The 12,028-nt window shown below is 52.0% G+C and carries 12 protein-coding genes; 8 read left to right on the top strand and 4 right to left on the bottom strand.

Annotation, left to right across the window (positions count from 1 at the left end):
* The first annotated feature begins 29 nt into the window (after positions 1 to 29).
* Both DCW36_RS06670 and DCW36_RS06665 read left to right on the top strand, forming a co-directional pair.
* On the top strand, positions 30 to 860 hold the full coding sequence (locus tag DCW36_RS06670) for a phosphatidate cytidylyltransferase (protein ID WP_114777565.1): 831 nt from the start codon (positions 30 to 32) through the stop codon (positions 858 to 860).
* 252 nt (positions 861 to 1,112) lie between these two features.
* Entirely contained in the window at positions 1,113 to 1,796 is a 684-nt protein-coding gene (locus tag DCW36_RS06665) for a phosphatidylserine decarboxylase family protein (RefSeq protein ID WP_114777564.1), read from the top strand.
* Between the two features lie 147 nt (positions 1,797 to 1,943).
* On the opposite strand, the gene DCW36_RS06660 is transcribed toward DCW36_RS06665, so the two are convergent.
* Positions 1,944 to 2,426, bottom strand: coding sequence for a GAF domain-containing protein (locus DCW36_RS06660; protein WP_114777563.1), 483 nt, complete (start codon positions 2,424 to 2,426; stop codon positions 1,944 to 1,946).
* Positions 2,427 to 2,521: 95 nt separating this feature from the next.
* The gene (ribD, locus tag DCW36_RS06655; RefSeq protein ID WP_114777562.1) at positions 2,522 to 3,562 is read right to left on the bottom strand and encodes a bifunctional diaminohydroxyphosphoribosylaminopyrimidine deaminase/5-amino-6-(5-phosphoribosylamino)uracil reductase RibD; all 1,041 of its coding nucleotides are present in this window, start codon (positions 3,560 to 3,562) and stop codon (positions 2,522 to 2,524) included.
* 183 nt (positions 3,563 to 3,745) lie between these two features.
* On the opposite strand from ribD, the gene prmC reads away from it, so the two are divergent.
* The 6 genes from prmC to rfbA all read left to right on the top strand — a co-directional run bounded on the left by prmC (position 3,746) and on the right by rfbA (position 9,352).
* Positions 3,746 to 4,600, top strand: a complete 855-nt coding sequence (gene prmC / locus DCW36_RS06650) for a peptide chain release factor N(5)-glutamine methyltransferase (protein WP_114777561.1) — start codon at positions 3,746 to 3,748, stop codon at positions 4,598 to 4,600.
* A gap of 114 nt (positions 4,601 to 4,714) precedes the next feature.
* Positions 4,715 to 5,299 carry an acyltransferase gene (locus DCW36_RS06645; RefSeq protein WP_114777742.1) on the top strand — a complete coding sequence of 195 codons (585 nt, stop codon included), beginning with the start codon at positions 4,715 to 4,717 and terminating at the stop codon, positions 5,297 to 5,299.
* Positions 5,300 to 5,362: 63 nt separating this feature from the next.
* Positions 5,363 to 6,400 carry a UDP-glucose 4-epimerase GalE gene (gene galE, locus DCW36_RS06640; protein ID WP_114777560.1) on the top strand — a complete coding sequence of 346 codons (1,038 nt, stop codon included), beginning with the start codon at positions 5,363 to 5,365 and terminating at the stop codon, positions 6,398 to 6,400.
* A gap of 3 nt (positions 6,401 to 6,403) precedes the next feature.
* Positions 6,404 to 7,453: a dTDP-glucose 4,6-dehydratase gene (gene rfbB / locus DCW36_RS06635; protein ID WP_114777559.1), complete on the top strand. Its 1,050-nt coding sequence runs from the start codon at positions 6,404 to 6,406 to the stop codon at positions 7,451 to 7,453.
* An 18-nt stretch (positions 7,454 to 7,471) separates the two neighbouring features.
* The gene (locus DCW36_RS06630; protein WP_317127239.1) at positions 7,472 to 8,467 is read left to right on the top strand and encodes an SDR family oxidoreductase; all 996 of its coding nucleotides are present in this window, start codon (positions 7,472 to 7,474) and stop codon (positions 8,465 to 8,467) included.
* Positions 8,468 to 8,491: 24 nt separating this feature from the next.
* Positions 8,492 to 9,352 (top strand): glucose-1-phosphate thymidylyltransferase RfbA, encoded by an 861-nt coding sequence (gene rfbA / locus DCW36_RS06625; RefSeq protein ID WP_114777557.1) that lies wholly within the window; start codon positions 8,492 to 8,494, stop codon positions 9,350 to 9,352.
* A gap of 413 nt (positions 9,353 to 9,765) precedes the next feature.
* Here the strand turns inward: rfbA and chrA are convergent, their stop codons facing one another.
* Positions 9,766 to 10,935 (bottom strand): chromate efflux transporter, encoded by a 1,170-nt coding sequence (chrA, locus tag DCW36_RS06620; protein WP_114777556.1) that lies wholly within the window; start codon positions 10,933 to 10,935, stop codon positions 9,766 to 9,768.
* Between the two features lie 60 nt (positions 10,936 to 10,995).
* Positions 10,996 to 11,970: an isopenicillin N synthase family dioxygenase gene (locus DCW36_RS06615; RefSeq protein ID WP_114777555.1), complete on the bottom strand. Its 975-nt coding sequence runs from the start codon at positions 11,968 to 11,970 to the stop codon at positions 10,996 to 10,998.
* Between the last annotated feature and the right edge of the window lie 58 nt (positions 11,971 to 12,028).

Raw genomic sequence — 12,028 nt, 5'->3', positions numbered from 1 at the left:
CTGTTGCACCTCCTACCAAACTTTACTCCATGAGCAAAACTATATCTACCCTGAGTAATCTGCAGCAGCGTGTTATTGTCGGTGTGCTGGGCGCTGCCCTGTTTATCGGCGGTATACTTTTTGGCGAGTGGACGTATTTTCTGTTGTTCCTGGGGCTTACCCTGCTCGGCATCCTGGAGTTTTACAGGCTGGTAGCGCTGCAGGAGGGGGTAAAGCCAAACAAAGGACTGGGGGTAACGCTCGGCGGTTTTATTTACGTAGCCGCTTTCCTGGTAGAACGGGAATTGGTTGCTGCTGAACTGCTTTACCTGTTGCCGCCTGTGCTGTTCCTGGTGTTCGTGCTGGAGTTGTACCGCAAGCTGCCGCAGCCTTTCACCAACGTTGCCTTTACGGTGCTGGGGGCCTTGTACATCGCCATTCCGTTCGGGTTGCTGCACCTGCTGGCTTACCTGCAGGAGGCCTATAGCTGGCAGCCGGTGCTGGGTTTGCTGCTCCTGATCTGGGCCGCCGACACAGGCGCTTATATCTTCGGAAAAAGTTTTGGAAAGCACAAGCTGCTGGCGCGGGTATCGCCGGGAAAAACCTGGGAAGGCTGGGCCGGAGGTGTGCTCATGGCCGTAGCCGTAGCCTGGCTGCTTTCCTTTTTCTTCGCTGACCTGGAGCTGTACCAGTGGATCGGTGTTGCCGTGATTGTGTCTGTTTTCGGCGTACTCGGCGATTTGGCCGAGTCGCTGCTGAAGCGGAGCCTGGGGGTGAAAGATTCCGGTACGCTGCTGCCCGGCCACGGCGGCATCCTGGACCGCTTCGACAGCCTGTTAATGGTAATTCCTTTTGTTGTGGCCTTTCTGAAAATATTTTAAGCGCTTCCGCCGGCGTGTTGGCAGCCAGTGCTTTAGGTGCAGGAAAATGCCTTTATTTACCGGGTAAATTGCAGCAAACGTAACAGTTGCCGATAAATTGTGTATACTCTGCAAGTAAATGGGCGGTTTCTTGTAATTTTTTTGTTAAATAAGTTTAAGTTTACATAATTTTAAAGCCGCTAATTACTCATTCCTGTAACCACCCGGGAGATAACGAGTTAAAGGATAGAACTGCGGCAAATTTACATAAGGATGAAAATTCATAGAGAAGGAAGACGAATACTGTTTTTTACCTTGCTTATTTTGCTAGTATTCAACTTGTTGCTGTATAACTACAATGCAGCCAACATGACGTTTAACCGAATTTTCTCCGGCATTTCTGTAATTGTGTTCCTCCTGATCCTGCAGTTTTTCCGTAGCCCATATCGTAACCTGCTCCTGCACGAAGACCTGATTGTAGCCCCTGCCGATGGCAAAGTGGTGGTGATAGAAGAAGTGGAGGAACCGGAATATTTCAAGGATAAGCGCAAGCAGATCTCCATTTTCATGTCGCCGATAAACGTGCACGTCACCCGTAACCCGGTTTCCGGCATCGTGAGCTATTTCAAATACCATCCCGGAAATTACTTTGTTGCCTGGCACCCGAAGTCGAGCACGCAGAACGAGCGTACTACCGTAGTGGTAGAATCTACAGCCGGTCCCGAAGTACTTTTCCGCCAGATTGCCGGAGCCATGGCACGCCGTATTGTGTGGTATGTGAAGGAGAAGGACGAGGTAAGCCAGGGCGAGGAGTTCGGTTTTATTAAATTCGGCTCCCGCGTAGACGTTTTCCTGCCACTGGACACGATCGTAAAAGTAGAGCTGGGCCAGAAAACAAAAGGCGGCGAAACAGTAATTGCCCAACTCAAAACAGAACCACCATCCTTTTTCGGGTAGATTTAGTTGGTTATTGGTTATTAGTTATTGGGGAGGATATGATTTGTCTGTGGTTTGTGATAGGGTTGAAAATCTTCAACCCCTACGAAATTCCCATCTTTCTGCCTTCTGCCTTTCTACCTCCCAAACTCTCAAACTCCTAAACTCTCAATACCAACTCGCGATCAGCTGCATCAGTTGCTCCAGGTAGTGCTGGTCTGTCTCATCGAAGTCGTTCAGCTTATCGCTGTCGATATCAAATACCAGCTTCACTTCACCGTCTTTCAGCACAGGCAGTACGATTTCTGACTTAGATGCGCTGCTGCAGGCAATGTGGCCCGGGAAAGCTTCGACGTCGGGTACCAGGATGGTTTCGCGGCGGGTGTAGCAGGCGCCGCAGACGCCTTTGTGGTAGGGGATGCGGGTGCAGGCAACCGGCCCCTGGAATGGGCCCAGCACCAGCTGATCTTCCTTGTTGAAATAAACCCCAACCCAGAAAAAGCCCATGCCCTGCTTCAGGGCCGCCACCAGGTTAGAGAGGTTGGCAATCAGGTCTGTTTCGCCTGCCGTTAAGGCCTCTAGCTGCGGGAGCAGGCTTTTATATTTTTCTTCCTTGCTGAGTGTTGCGTCTACTATAAGCGATTCTGCCACGGGTGCTAAATATTTGTGTGAAAATGAAAATTGATTCTGCAGAGGGTATGGTGGCAGCAGGTGCTAACCTTCAGACCTCCTAATCTCCGGCTGCATCAGGTTCGGTGGTAGTGAAACAGCAGATCGGTGCCTAAAGTTTGCGTGCTTTGCAGTTTTCCGTACACCATAGCCGGCGCCTTGATGCCAGCGCCAATGGCTTTTGCCGAGTTCCGGAAAACGAAGGCCTCGTCCCAGAGCCCCGCCTGCAGCAGGCTGTCGAGCAGGTAAGTACCGCCTTCCACCAGCACCGACACCACATTTCGGGCATGTAAATCCTGCAGCACCTGCGTTAACAGGTCCTGCTCCTGCGAGAGCTGTACATAGTGCAAGTTCTCATGCGCTTCTTCCTGTTTCAGGTAATTGTACACCACCGTTGGCTGACTCTTGTCCAGCAGCATAGTGTGCGGCGGGAGTTGCAGCTGCCGGTCAATCACGATGCGGAGCGGGTTGCGGCCCGGCCAGTGGCGTACGTTCAGGCGGGGGTTGTCGTAGAGGGCGGTGCGGGTGCCGACCATAATGGCCTGCTCCTCAGTGCGCCACTTGTGTACCAGCCGCTTCGCCAGGCTGCCGCTGATCTGCAGCTGCTCGCACTGTACGCCAGCCACAAACCCATCGGCTGTTTCGGCCCATTTTAAAATGAGGTAAGGCCGCTTGAGCGTGTGCAGCGTGAAGAAGCGCTTGTTCAGCTCCAGCCCTTCCTGTTCCAGCAGCCCGGTCTGCACCTGTATGCCTACCTCCTGCATTTTGCGGATGCCCCGTCCTGCCACCTGCGGGTTCGGGTCGGTGTTGCAGATAACTACATCCCGCACCTGGCTGTTGATGAGCAGGTCGGCGCAGGGCGGGGTTTTGCCGTAGTGGGAGCAGGGTTCCAGCGTTACGTACACGCGGCTGTGCGGGAGCAGGTGCTTTTCGGTAACGGAATTTATGGCATTTACCTCGGCATGCGGACCGCCATACTGCCGGTGCCAGCCTTCGCCAATAATGCGGTTATCGTGCACAATTACGCAGCCCACCATCGGGTTGGGACTGGTGCTGCCGCGGCCCAGGGCGGCAAGCTCCAGGGCACGGCGCATGTAAAGTTCGTCGGCTGATGTCATGGCAAGTGTTTACCTTTGCAAAGGTATAATAATTAAATTTGAAGCAGCATGATCCGGTAAAGCGGCGCATGCCGGGAAGTTGTCCGTGCAGGAGACGCGAGCATCACGCCGCTACATTTCATTCTCAATAACCTTTAACTCCTAAACTCTTTAACTCCTAAACTTTCTAACTTCTTAACTTTCTTGGCTACCGTTAAAGATACACATAATTCGATCAAAGCAGCGCTTGCAGCTGTTTATCCCGAACCGGAAGCAGGTGCTATGGCGCAGCAGGTACTGGAGCATGTGTTGCAGAAAACAAGGCTGGAACTGAGCCTGATGCGCGACCAGGAGCTTTCTGCAGCTGCCACCACAGCCACTGCTCCTCTGGTAGAGCGCCTGTTGCAGCACGAGCCCCTGCAGTACGTGCTGGGCATCGCGCACTTCTACGGACTGGAGCTGGCGGTAGACGAGCGGGTACTCATTCCACGACCCGAAACCGAAGAACTGGTGCACCTGATCCTGCAGGAACACCAGGGGCGTAAGCACCTGAATATTTTGGACATCGGCACAGGGAGCGGCTGCATACCCATTGCGCTGGCTGCTAACCTGCAGGAGGCGCAGGTGTATGGCATGGATATTTCGGAAGGAGCGTTGGCTGTTGCCCGTGCCAATGCAGAAAAATACCAGGTAAGGGTGTCGTGGCTGCTGCAGGATATCTTTGAACCCGTTCAGCACCTGCCACCACAGTCGCTGGACATCATCACGAGCAATCCGCCCTATGTGCTGGAATCGGAGAAGGAACTGATGCGGCAAAATGTGCTGGCCTACGAGCCGCACCTGGCGCTTTTCGTGCCCGACGAGGATGCCCTGAAATATTACAGAAGGATAACCGAGGTAGGGCAGACGCTGCTGAAAAAAGGCGGTAAATTGTACTTCGAGATAAATGAGCGCTATGGCAACGGTGTAAAGGAACTGTTGCTGCAGGCAGGCTACAGCCATGCCGAAGTGCTAAAAGATCTATTCGGAAAAGAACGGATGGTGCGGGCTGTGCTGTAAAATACCGGTTTTTTGCAAAAAATAGCCTGATATTGTTTAAACTGTTACCTTTGTAGCCGATAAAGGTGCTGATTACCATCATTGTACCTGATTTTGCACGAGAAGACAGGAGGCATGGCCTTAGCAACAGCCTATTTTGCACACGAAACAGCCGTTATCGACAGCGGAAGCCGGATTGGGAACAATACCAAAATCTGGCATTTTTCGCACATCATGGCAAACTGTGAGATCGGGGAAGACTGCAATATCGGGCAAAATGTGGTGGTATCGCCGGGGGTGGTGCTGGGGCGGAATGTAAAGGTGCAGAATAATGTCTCTGTCTACACCGGCGTTATCTGTGAAGATGATGTTTTCCTGGGGCCGTCGATGGTGTTTACAAACGTGATCAACCCGCGCAGCTTCATCAGCCGCAAAGAGGAGTTTAAGCAGACACTGGTGCGGAAAGGAGCTTCTATCGGTGCTAATGCTACCATCATTTGCGGGGTGGAGATAGGAGCCTTTGCCATGATTGGCGCAGGTTCCGTGGTAACGAAAAATGTGCCGGCCTTTGCATTGGTATATGGCAATCCGGCAAAGCAACAGGGGTGGGTAAGCCGTTATGGGCACACGCTGCATTTCAATAAAGCAGGCGAGGCCACCTGTCCGGAAAGCGGTGAATGGTATCTGCTGGCAAAGGGGCTGGTAAGGCCACTTGAATAAACAGCTTTGAAGAGAACTACTGATAATATCACCTGAAAACACAAGTAGAAAAACTTATACGCCTTGGAAAAGAAAAAAATATTAGTGACCGGAGGCGCCGGTTATATTGGCTCCCACACGGTGGTGGAACTGCACGAAGCGGGCTACGAACCTGTTATCATCGATAATTTCTCCAATTCTAAAGAAAGTGCTTTAGATGGCATTACAGCCATAACAGGCCAGCAGTTCCGCTGCTACCGCGTGGACTGTACCAATGCTGCAGCCATGCGCGAGGTGTTTGAGCAGGAACCTGGGCTGGAAGGCGTCATTCACTTTGCTGCTTACAAAGCCGTGGGCGAGTCAGTAGAGAAGCCGCTGGAGTATTACCACAACAACGTGGGGTCGCTGGTGGCGCTGCTGCAGGTAATGCGTGAGTTCAACGTGACAAACCTGGTATTCTCTTCTTCCTGCACTGTTTACGGCATTCCCGAAAACCTGCCGGTAACCGAGCAAACGCCGGTGCAGAAAGCCAATTCACCGTATGGCAATACCAAAAAAATCTGCGAAGAAATCCTCTCCGATGTTGCCCAGAGTGCCAGCACCTTAAGATCAATCGCTCTGCGTTATTTCAACCCGATTGGTGCGCATCCTTCTGCTAAAATTGGCGAGTTGCCGCTGGGTGTTCCAAATAACCTGGTGCCTTTCATTACGCAGACAGCGGCCGGCATACGTGAGCAGTTAACAATTTTCGGAGAAGATTACGATACTGCCGATGGCACCTGCGTGCGCGATTATGTGCATGTGGTGGATCTGGCGAAGGCACACGTAACGGCTGTAGAGCGCCTGCTGGAAGCCAAAGGCGACAAGATTGAGTTCTTTAACGTAGGTACAGGTTCCGGTAACACGGTGCTGGAGGCGGTGCAAGCCTTTGAGCGTGCTACCGGTGTTAAAGTGAATTATAAAGTGGGCCCGCGCCGTGCCGGTGACGTGCCAAAAATTTATGCCGATGTTACCAAGGCTACCGAAGTACTCGGCTTCCGGACAAACAGTACGCTGGAAGAAGCTATGAAAAGCGCCTGGGACTGGCAGTTATCTTTACAGGATTCAGTTACAAACGTTTAAATAATGAAAATTTTAATAACAGGTGGGGCCGGTTTTATAGGCTCGCATGTGGTAAGGTTGTTTGTAAACAAATACCCGGAGTACCAGATCTTTAACCTCGACGCCCTGACCTATGCCGGAAACCTGGCCAACCTGGAGGATATCGAGCAGAAGGAAAATTATACCTTCCTGAAAGGTGATATTGTAGATGCAGCGTATGTTGATGACATTTTTGCCAAATACCAGTTCGATGCGGTCATCCACCTGGCAGCTGAGTCGCATGTAGACCGCTCTATCGTGGATCCGCTGGCTTTTGTGTATACGAACGTAATCGGTACGGTTAACCTGCTGAATACGGCACGCAAATACTGGCAGGAGAACCTGCAGAAGCACCTGTTCTACCATGTTTCTACCGACGAGGTATATGGCACACTGGGAGAGGATGGTCTCTTTACCGAAGAAACCGCCTACGATCCGCGTTCGCCTTATTCTGCCTCTAAAGCCAGTTCCGACCACTTTGTGCGGGCTTACTACCACACTTACGGCCTGCCGGTTAAGCTGTCGAACTGCTCCAACAACTATGGCCCGAACCACTTCCCTGAAAAGCTGATTCCGCTGGCCATCCACAATATAAAAGAAGAAAAGCCGGTGCCGGTTTACGGCAAAGGCGAAAACGTGCGCGACTGGCTGTATGTGCTGGACCATGCCCGTGCCATCGACGATATCTTCCACAAAGGTGAAGTGGGCGATACCTATAACATTGGCGGCGTGAACGAGTGGCGCAATATCGACCTGATCGAGCTGCTCTGCGATACGATGGATGAGAAACTGGGCCGTCCGCAGGGATATTCCCGTAAGTTGATCACCTTTGTAAAAGACCGTGCCGGTCACGACCTGCGCTACGCCATCGATTCTTCCAAACTGATGAATAACCTGGGTTGGAAACCGTCTGTTACGTTTGAACAGGGGCTGAGCAAAACAGTAGACTGGTACCTGGAAAATACGGAGTGGCTCCACAATGTAACTTCCGGAAACTATAAAGCCTATTACGAGCAACAGTATACCGACAGATAATCAGCTGCTTTGTACGATTTGCCGTTCCACAATAAACCCATCAGCCACCTCACCTTCCTGGTGACAGGTGGCGGTGGGTTTGTTGGTTCTAACCTGGTAGAGTACCTCTTGCAGTTTGGTGCAGGTAAGGTGCGGGTGCTGGATAACTTCTCGAGTGGGTATCGCCGCAACCTGGCTCCGTTTAGGTCAGATCCGGCTTTCGAGCTGCTGGAAGGGGATATCCGCGATTTGGGTGCCTGTGCAGCAGCTTGTGCCGGTGTGGATGTGGTGCTGCACCAGGCGGCGTTAGGTTCTGTGCTGCGGAGCGTGCGCAACCCGGTGCCGACCAACGAGGTAAATGTGGGCGGTTTCGTGAACATGCTGACGGCTGCAAAAGAGGCAGGCGTAAAGCGCTTTGTCTATGCGTCTTCTTCGTCGGTCTACGGCGACAGCAAAGTGTTGCCCAAGGTAGAATTGCATACCGGGAAACCGCTTTCGCCCTATGCCGTTTCCAAGCAGGTGAACGAGCTGTATGCCGATGTGTTCAGCAGGATGTATGGGCTGGAAACGATAGGGCTGCGCTACTTCAATATATTTGGGCCCAGGCAGAACCCGCAGGGGGAGAATGCGGCTGTTATCCCCTTGTTCATCAATGCGCTGCTGCAGGAGCAAACACCTGAACTGCATGGCGACGGAAGGCAGACCCGCGACTTTACGTTTGTAGAGAATTGTGTGCAGGCCAACATAAAGGCAGCCTTAACCGATAATCCTGCCGCAGTAAACCAGGTCTACAACATTGCCACAGGTGCGTGTAAATCGCTGCTGGAGGTACTGGAAATAGTGGAAGCGGCCATAGGGGTAAACGTGGAGCCGGTGTATGGCAACACCCGCCCCGGCGACATCCGCGACAGTTTAGCCGATATCGCCAAAGCAACATATCTGCTGGAGTATCAGCCACGGGTAAGTATTGAAGAAGGTTTGCGCCGCACCTGCCAGTGGTATAAGCACAACCGGGATTTTCTTAAAAAAGATTAAGCGACTATTAATAAACGAAAACAAATGAAAGGAATTGTACTTGCCGGAGGTTCTGGTACACGCCTGCACCCCCTGACGCTGGCTGTAAGCAAGCAGCTGATGCCGGTTTACGATAAGCCGATGATTTACTACCCGCTGTCTACGCTCATGCTGGCCGGCATCAAAGATATCCTGATCATCTCTACACCACACGATCTGCCCATGTTTGAACGTTTGCTGGGCGATGGCAGTCAGATTGGCTGTAACTTCAGCTATGCCGTGCAGGAAGTGCCAAACGGACTGGCGCAGGCTTTTGTGATAGGCGAGGAGTTTATCGGCAACGATAAAGTAGCCCTGGTGCTGGGCGATAATATCTTCTACGGATCAGGCATGAGCAAACTCCTCCAGCAGAACAACGACCCGGATGGTGGTGTGGTGTATGCCTACCATGTGCACGACCCGGAGCGCTACGGCGTGGTGGAGTTCGACAAAGACCTGAAGGCTGTTTCGATAGAAGAGAAACCGAAGCAGCCAAAGTCGCATTATGCGGTGCCCGGACTGTACTTTTACGACAACGATGTGGTGGCTATTGCCAAAGCGCTTAAGCCAAGTGCACGCGGCGAGTACGAGATAACCGATGTAAACAAAGAATACCTGCAACGCGGCAAGCTGAAAGTGGGTATCCTGGACAGGGGTACGGCCTGGCTCGACACTGGTACCATCCAGTCGCTGATGCAGGCTGCTACGTTTGTGCAGGTAATTGAGGAGCGCCAGGGGCTGAAGATCGGCTCTATTGAAGAAGTGGCTTACCGCATGGGCTTCATTAACGACGAGCAGCTACGCAAAGTAGCCGAGCCGTTGCGCAAGAGCGGCTACGGCGATTACCTGCTCAGCCTGCTGCGGTAAACTAAACTATCAGAAACGACAAAAGCCGGTGAAAGCCGGCTTTTTTTATTGTCTGAACCTCTGATTTTTGTGATTTTACTTATTGACTTGATTTTTTGTCTGAACAGGATTAAGAAGATTACCAGATTGCCAGGAGGAGAGGCAATGGTGGCAGGAGCAGAAAGCTTTTGTTGGTCTGAATCTGGATTTACAGAATTTTAGAATTTTCAGGATTAGATTTGTCTGAACACGATTAAGAAGATTTAAGGAATAGCAGGATTGACTAAGTTTTTCTGTGGTTCGTGCAGGAGACGCGGGCACCGTGTCTCTACAGCTAATACCCCCAACCTCTCTACCTCCCTGTTACAGGGTTGAAAATCTTCAACCCCTACAAATTCTACCTTTCTACCTCCTAAACTCTCTAACTCCTAAACTTACAGTACAAATCCCAGCCCAAGCCCGAGCAGGATGAGCACCGGTGGCGGGATTTTGGTGAACTGCAGCAGGCAAAAGGTGGTAACCACAATGCCAAAGTTCAGCAGCGTGTTTTCGATGGGGTGGTAGAGCATAATGGCAGCGGCTACCACCATGCCTGAACTGGCTGCACTGATGCCCTCTAAGGAGGCCCGAACGACACGATACTTTTTCAGGCCATCCCAGAAGCGGATCACGAAGAAGATAAGGAAAGTGCCGGGCAGGAAAATGCCCAGCGTGGCAACAAAAGACCCCAGCAGTTGTCCCATGAAGCCATAATCACGCATAGCCAGGTTGCCGATAAAAGAGCAGAAGGAGAAGACCGGTCCCGGCAGCGCCTGCACTATGGCAAATCCAGAAAGAAATTCTTCGGCGGTCAGGTATTTCTTAAAGCTGACAAATTCTGTGAACATAAGCGGGATGAGCACCTGTCCGCCGCCGAATACCAGGCTGCCGTTTCGGTAGAAGTTCTCGAAAAGCCTTACTGGAAGGGAAGAGGTAGCGCCACCTATGACAGCAGCTGTAATGAGTACGCCAACATACAGGATAAAATTTGACCACTGAATTTGCAACGGCTTCCCCTCCAGTTCGGGGTGTTGTTTGAACCGGAAGGCTGTAATAACGCCAGCTGCTATCAGGAGCAGGGGGTAGACCCAGGGCGAGTTGAAAAAATAACCGGCAATGGCAGAAACGATCATGATGCCAACTGCCAGCTTGGTATGTACTACTTTCGAGCTGATGCTGTAGGCGGCATACGCCACAAAACCTACCGCCATGGGCTGCACAAACTGCAGGAAATCCAGGGATATGTTGTTCTGCTGCAGGTAGGTTATGCCGATAGCAGCAATCGCCATAACGGTAGCCGCCGGGGCTATCCAGACGAGCAGGGTGAGGTACGCCAGGTTAGGGCCGCCAATCCGGAAACCAATGGCCGTTAAGGTTTGGGTAGAGGTTGGGCCTGGCAGGATCTGGCAGAGGGCGTTCAGCTCGATCAGGTCCTTTTCGGTAATGTAGCGCCGCCGGTGAACGAGCAGCTTAAACATCATGGCAATGTGCGCCTGCGGTCCTCCGAAGGCCGTAAGGGAAAGCTGAAGGACATCTCGCAGAAAAATGTAGTAGCGCAGGCTCATGCTCAAAATCAAAAAAAGAGAGACAGCCCTGTTGGCCATCTCTCTTTCTGCAAAAATAACTTATGCTTTTTTCAGTCCCAGTTCTACCAGGCGCTCGTTCAGGTACTCGCCTGCGGTGGCGTCTGGATAGGCTTTCGGATTTGCTTCGTCTATACAGCTTTCCAGGCAGGTCAGGTCCATTTCGGAGCGTGGGTGCATGAAGAAAGGAATAGAGTAGCGGGAGGTATTCATGAGTTCGCGCGGCGGGTTTACCACACGGTGTATTGTAGATTTGAGCTTGTTGTTGGTGAGGCGCGCCAGCATATCGCCCACGTTTACCACCACCTGCTCCGGCAGGGCGGTTATCGGAATCCATTTGCCGTCGCGGCGGAGTACCTGCAGGCCGTCGGCACTGGCGCCCATCAGCAGCGTGATCAGGTTGATGTCGCCATGTTCGGCAGCGCGCACAGCATCGGCAGGCACATTGTCCGGGTTTTCGATCGGGAAGTAATGGATGGGGCGCAGGATGCTGTTGCCGTTGTGCACTTTGGCATCGAAGTAGCTTTCTTCCAGCCCCAGGTGCAGCGCGATGGCCCGGAGCACCTGCTTGCCGGCAGCTTCCAGCTTTTTATAAGCCTCCAGCGTTACCGCTTCAAGCTCAGGTACTTCTTGTGGCCAGATGTTGGCAGGATAAGCTTCCTTTATCGGATCATCATCCTCTACTTCCTGCCCCACATGGTAAAACTCCTTCAGGTCGCCGGTGTTGCGGCCTTTGGCATGCTCTTTCCCTTTGCCCACATAGCCCCGCTGACCGGCCAGTTCCGGGTCTTCGTACTGCTGCTTAACAGGGTCGGGCAGCGCAAAAAAAATTTTGATGGTAGTATACAGCTTGTCAGTCAGCTCATAGCTCAACCCATGGTTGCGCAGGGCAATAAAGCCGATGTTCTGGTAAGCTTCCCCCAACTGCTCCACAAACCGGGCTTTGCGCGTTTCGTCGCCTGACATGAAATCTGCTAAGTCCAATGAAGGTATTTCATCAAACAAAATTTCGCTCATATATTAAAATTACTGTATACTTTTTCGCAAATATTTCGTAGTTCGCAATATACAAAAA

This window comes from Botryobacter ruber (genome assembly GCF_003347595.2).
In the GTDB taxonomy this organism is placed as follows: Bacteria; Bacteroidota; Bacteroidia; order Cytophagales; family Hymenobacteraceae; genus Pontibacter; species Pontibacter ruber_A.
Note: the sequence above shows the minus strand (reverse complement) of the source record. Positions and strands in the feature narration are given on the sequence as shown.

What these genes read in the sequence shown, in the direction of transcription:
- rfbA (WP_114777557.1), top strand. Translation starts at nt 8,492, where the DNA reads ATGAAAGGAATTGTACTTGCCGGAGGTTCTGGTACACGCCTGCACCCC.
- DCW36_RS06670 (WP_114777565.1), top strand. Translation starts at nt 30, where the DNA reads ATGAGCAAAACTATATCTACCCTGAGTAATCTGCAGCAGCGTGTTATT.
- DCW36_RS06645 (WP_114777742.1), top strand. Translation starts at nt 4,715, where the DNA reads ATGGCCTTAGCAACAGCCTATTTTGCACACGAAACAGCCGTTATCGAC.
- chrA (WP_114777556.1), bottom strand. Translation starts at nt 10,935, where the DNA reads ATGAGCCTGCGCTACTACATTTTTCTGCGAGATGTCCTTCAGCTTTCC.
- ribD (WP_114777562.1), bottom strand. Translation starts at nt 3,562, where the DNA reads ATGACATCAGCCGACGAACTTTACATGCGCCGTGCCCTGGAGCTTGCC.
- rfbB (WP_114777559.1), top strand. Translation starts at nt 6,404, where the DNA reads ATGAAAATTTTAATAACAGGTGGGGCCGGTTTTATAGGCTCGCATGTG.
- DCW36_RS06615 (WP_114777555.1), bottom strand. Translation starts at nt 11,970, where the DNA reads ATGAGCGAAATTTTGTTTGATGAAATACCTTCATTGGACTTAGCAGAT.
- DCW36_RS06665 (WP_114777564.1), top strand. Translation starts at nt 1,113, where the DNA reads ATGAAAATTCATAGAGAAGGAAGACGAATACTGTTTTTTACCTTGCTT.